Origin of the sequence: Citrobacter sp. wls826 (assembly GCF_005281245.1) — a bacterium.
In the GTDB taxonomy this organism is placed as follows: Bacteria; Pseudomonadota; Gammaproteobacteria; order Enterobacterales; family Enterobacteriaceae; genus Citrobacter; species Citrobacter braakii.
In genome coordinates, this window is sequence record NZ_SZWS01000048.1 from 32,622 (window position 1) to 37,190 (window position 4,569).

The 4,569-nt window shown below is 51.5% G+C and carries 7 protein-coding genes; 1 reads left to right on the forward strand and 6 read right to left on the reverse strand.

Features of this window, described 5'->3' with window-relative positions; all coding sequences use genetic code 11:
* The 6 genes from rsxC to blr all read right to left on the reverse strand — a co-directional run.
* On the reverse strand, positions 1-871 hold an 871-nt coding region (gene rsxC / locus FDW87_RS22310), incomplete at its 3' end, for an electron transport complex subunit RsxC (protein WP_252363113.1).
* Entirely contained in the window at positions 864-1,442 is a 579-nt protein-coding gene (gene rsxB, locus FDW87_RS10790; RefSeq protein WP_006684670.1) for an electron transport complex subunit RsxB, read from the reverse strand. The genes rsxC and rsxB, both read right to left, overlap by 8 nt.
* Positions 1,442-2,023: an electron transport complex subunit RsxA gene (gene rsxA, locus FDW87_RS10795; RefSeq protein ID WP_003029144.1), complete on the reverse strand. Its 582-nt coding sequence runs from the start codon at positions 2,021-2,023 to the stop codon at positions 1,442-1,444. Before rsxA ends, rsxB begins: the two co-directional genes overlap by 1 nt.
* 76 nt (positions 2,024-2,099) lie before the next feature.
* Positions 2,100-2,540, reverse strand: a complete 441-nt coding sequence (locus FDW87_RS10800) for a DUF2569 domain-containing protein (protein WP_016153009.1) — start codon at positions 2,538-2,540, stop codon at positions 2,100-2,102.
* 91 nt (positions 2,541-2,631) lie between these two features.
* Positions 2,632-2,847 (reverse strand): transcription modulator YdgT, encoded by a 216-nt coding sequence (gene ydgT, locus FDW87_RS10805; protein ID WP_003832804.1) that lies wholly within the window; start codon positions 2,845-2,847, stop codon positions 2,632-2,634.
* Positions 2,848-3,140: 293 nt separating this feature from the next.
* Positions 3,141-3,266, reverse strand: coding sequence for a division septum protein Blr (blr, locus tag FDW87_RS10810; protein ID WP_019076739.1), 126 nt, complete (start codon positions 3,264-3,266; stop codon positions 3,141-3,143).
* A gap of 241 nt (positions 3,267-3,507) precedes the next feature.
* Between blr and FDW87_RS10815 the strand changes: the two genes are divergently transcribed.
* Positions 3,508-4,548 carry an oxidoreductase gene (locus tag FDW87_RS10815; RefSeq protein WP_016153010.1) on the forward strand — a complete coding sequence of 347 codons (1,041 nt, stop codon included), beginning with the start codon at positions 3,508-3,510 and terminating at the stop codon, positions 4,546-4,548.
* Positions 4,549-4,569 lie beyond the last annotated feature (21 nt).

Genomic DNA, 4,569 nt, shown 5'->3' on the forward strand with positions numbered 1-4,569 from the left:
GTTCTCCGTCAATCACCGCACGTTTAATCGCGTAGGCGGTTCCAACGTTTTGCATCAGCACGCCGATATCTGAAGAGCGTCCCCCGTGGGGAACCTGCTTGCCGGTCAGGATTTGCGTTAACTGTTTGGCCCCGCCTGACGGGTACTTGGTGGGGATCACGCGTAAGCTGATATCGTGTGAATCAGCCAGCACCGCGCGCAGCATGGAAATTGCCTGTGGCTTGTTATCTTCAATGCCCAGTAGAATTTCGCGTGGCTGAAGAATATGCGCCAGGATGCGGATACCTTCGACGACCTGCGCCGCGCAGTCCTGCATCAGGCGGTCATCAGCCGTAATGTACGGCTCGCATTCAGCAGCGTTAATGATCAGCGTTTCAATTTTATCTCCGCCGCCCTGCAGCTTAACGCCGGTGGGAAAACCCGCGCCACCCAGTCCGGCGACGCCGAACTGGTGAATACGTGCGATCAGCTCTTTCCGGCTGCGGGAACGGTAATCGGCCCAGCCGTCTCGCTCAATCCAGCGATCTTCGCCATCGGCGTCAATAATAACGCTCAGCTCAGCTAATGCCGATGGATGTGCAGTAGAATGCGGGGCAATAGCAACAACGGTGCCTGACGTTGGCGCATGTACCGGAAGCATTTTACCACGCCCAAGGGTTAACGCCTGACCACGCAGCACGGTGTCGCCAACGTTTACGCACAGCTCACCCTCCGCGCCAATATGTTGTTTCAGCGGAATAACAAAGCGTGGCGCCAGCGGAACCTGTCGCAGCGGCGTACCGTTCGACTGGGTCTTCATTTCTGGTGGATGAATGCCGCCATCAAAGTCCCAGATTTTGTTTTTTCTGAATGCAGAGAATAACTTAAACATGTTGTTCCACGGGAATGATGCGCACAGGGATGGTGTTTAAATCCCATTTCCAGCTATCAGGTGTCTCGGCCACCGGGCGTAATTCGATACATTGCGTCGGGCACGGATCAACGCACAGGTTGCACCCGGTGCAGAGATCGCTCATCACCGTGTGCATGGCGCGGGTCGCGCCCACGATCGCATCAACCGGGCAGGCCTGAATGCACTTTGTACAACCGATACAGTTATTTTCATCAATGACCGCCAGCATACGCACGGGGGTAACATCGTGTTCATCACCATCAATCGGCTGCGGGTCGACGTTCAGCAGGGCGGCAATTTTTAACATCACCGCTTCGCCTCCGGGTGCGCAACGGTTGATTTTTTCGCCCTGGGAGCCGATCGCTTCAGCGTAAGGATGACAGCCCGGATAGCCGCATTGTCCACACTGGCTTTGCGGGAGAATTTCATCAATTTTCTCCACGACAGGATCATCTTCGACGGCAAAACGTCGTGAGGCGTAACCCAAAATAGCGCCGAACGCCAGACCCAGTAGACTCACTGCGGCAACGGCAATCCAGATAGCATTCATTACAACTTCACCAAACCACTAAAGCCCATAAAGGCCAATGACATTAAACCAGCGGTAATCAGCGCAATCGCATTACCGCGAAACGGAGCAGGCACGTCCGCCACGGCGAGGCGTTCGCGGATCGCGGCGAACAGTACCATTACCAGTGAGAAGCCGACGGCGGCGGAAAAACCGTATAGCGCCGACTGTAAAAAGTTATGGCCGAGGTTGATGTTCAGTAACGCCACGCCTAATACCGCGCAGTTAGTGGTGATCAGTGGTAGGAAGATCCCCAGCAGGCGGTAAAGTGCAGGGCTGGTTTTGCGTACAACCATCTCGGTAAATTGCACGACGACGGCGATGACCAGAATAAAAGCCAACGTGCGCAGATAGATGAGATTGAGTGGAATGAGGATCCAGGTGTCAATCAGCCATGCGCAGATGGATGCCAGTGTCATGACAAACGTCGTGGCAAGGCCCATACCCATTGCGGTTTCCAGTTTTTTGGAAACGCCCATAAACGGGCAGAGCCCCAGAAACTTGACCAGTACAAAGTTATTGACCAGTACAGTTCCGACAAACAGCAGCAGGTAATCAGTCATTTTTCGGCCTGAAATAAAAAAGCCGCCTATTATCTGACAATCTACAACAGGCGACAACAGGTTAACTGTAGGGTTATTACGGATTCACAAACGTCGATTTAACGCGTTGCGAGCGTTTGAAATAGGGCACCAACAGTGCTGCAGCCAGCAATGGGAACAGCAGTTGGCGCACGGCAAAGGCGTCCGGAACCGGTGAAAACGCAAACGCTTTAATCGCCAGTAACACAGAGATCAGCAGCCATAGAATATAATGCTTAGGCACACAGGCTCTGCGTTTGAAAAACGCAATCGTCAGCCACAGCGTGTAATACCACATGGCAATCGCGGTAATAAAAGAGACGCCCCATAACAGCAAATTTGCCGTACTTTGCGCACCCAGCGTTTGGAAGGTTTGCGGTGTAGCCAGCGCAGTGACATAAAGTAATAACGCCAGCGAAGCGCTCAACAATGCGACTAACAGCCAGGCCAGTGGCCCAAGTAGCCAGCCCCCGATACGTTGTGCCGGTGTGGTAGTCATCTCTTCTCCAGGTTTACGCGCGCAATCAAACATGCCATTCATTTTGGGGCAATTATTATAAAGCTTTTAACGTTGAGCGCTACTTTCTTCTTTATTGCACGTAATGCCAGACTGATTTGGGTACCTGACCAACATCAAACAGACGACCTCCTGAGATAAGCTCGGCACGGCGATGGTCTGCAGCGCGATACATATTGATAATGTCGCTATCGTCGGTGAGCGTGTAGTTAAGATGGTCGAACAGTTTTTCCAGACTTTCGAGTGAACTGATTTTGCGGAATTTTAATAAGTAATCCTGAACAGTCATAAATGGAAATCCATATTAATAAAATAATACCAACGGAGTAGTAAATATAAATAATAAACAACATGCACAGGTAAAAGCGGATTGACGCGCAAATGTGAGAAGAGTGTTCATACCTGTGGAAAAGCAGGCGCTATGCGCACCTGCGGTAAGGGTAACGCGCTTCGCTACAGCAGGCAATATGCACCGGAGCGGGATGCAGCATTATTCTCTTTTTTTGACAAAATTCGATCTTTTGCAGCCAAACCCTGCCGTTACTCGATGTTAATTACCGGGTTATAAGGGACTGCAGATGCTTATTTCTTCTGCACAGCAGCAACGGGCTCCGGTGGCTGGTAATTGTCAATATGATTGGCAACACCCAGCAGGATCACGGAGACGGTGAGAACAATCCAACCTGCTAATTCAATAAGACGATTCATTACTGATGACATTTGCTTTGATTTATCCATAAACACAGGCTGCAAATGTTACTAATCTCTCAATAATACAGCAAGATAATTGGGAACGATTTCTTCCTCTTTTTCGCTGCAAGTTAAGCATAAGTGGCATATGTTTGACTTAAGTTAATAAACAACCTTTGTAGCGAAATGGTTATTAAACTATTGAGACGTTGCAGGGTATGGTGTGAAATAGGTCAGTCCTGAATTGAGAGGCTATAACATGAGTGACAACATCCGCGTTGGGCTAATTGGCTATGGTTACGCCAGTAAAACCTTCCATGCCCCCCTGATTGTGGGCACACCGGGCCTCGAACTGGCTGCGGTTTCCAGTAGTGATGAAGCAAAAGTGAAGGCAGACTGGCCAACGGTGGCGGTTGTTGCTGAGCCTAAACACCTTTTTAACGATCCGAATATCGACCTGATTGTGATCCCCACGCCTAATGACACTCACTTCCCGTTAGCGAAGGCTGCACTGGAAGCGGGCAAACATGTGGTTGTTGATAAGCCTTTTACCGTGACACTGTCACAAGCACGCGAACTGGATGCGTTGGCGCGTAGCCTTGGCCGCGTGCTGTCCGTTTTCCATAACCGCCGCTGGGACAGTGATTTTCTGACATTGAAAGCCCTGCTGGCGGATGGCGTTTTGGGGGAGGTGGCGTATTTCGAATCCCATTTCGATCGATTCCGCCCGCAGGTTCGTGATCGCTGGCGTGAACAGGGGGGGCCGGGAAGCGGCATCTGGTATGATTTAGCACCGCATCTTCTGGATCAGGCGATTAACCTGTTTGGTTTGCCCGTCAGCATGACGGTAGACCTGGCTCAGCTCCGCCCAGGAGCGCAAGCGACGGATTACTTCCATGCCATCCTGACTTATCCGCAGCGTCGTGTGATTCTGCACGGCACCATGCTCGCTGCCGCAGAATCGGCCCGTTATATTGTGCACGGATCGCGTGGCAGCTATGTGAAGTATGGTCTTGACCCGCAGGAAGAGCGCCTGAAAAATGGCGAGCGACTGCCTCAGGAAGACTGGGGTTACGACATGCGCGATGGCGTGTTGACGCGAATAGAAGGCGAAGAGCAGGTTGAAGAGACCTGGCTGACTGTACCGGGTAATTACCCGGCGTACTATGCTGGCATTCGTGATGCGCTAAATGGTCATGGTGAAAACCCGGTACCGGCGAGACAAGCTATTCAAATCATGGAGCTGATTGAGCTGGGTCTTGAATCGGCGAAACATCGCTCGACGCTGTGCCTTGCCTGATTAGGCAAATGCCGGATGGTG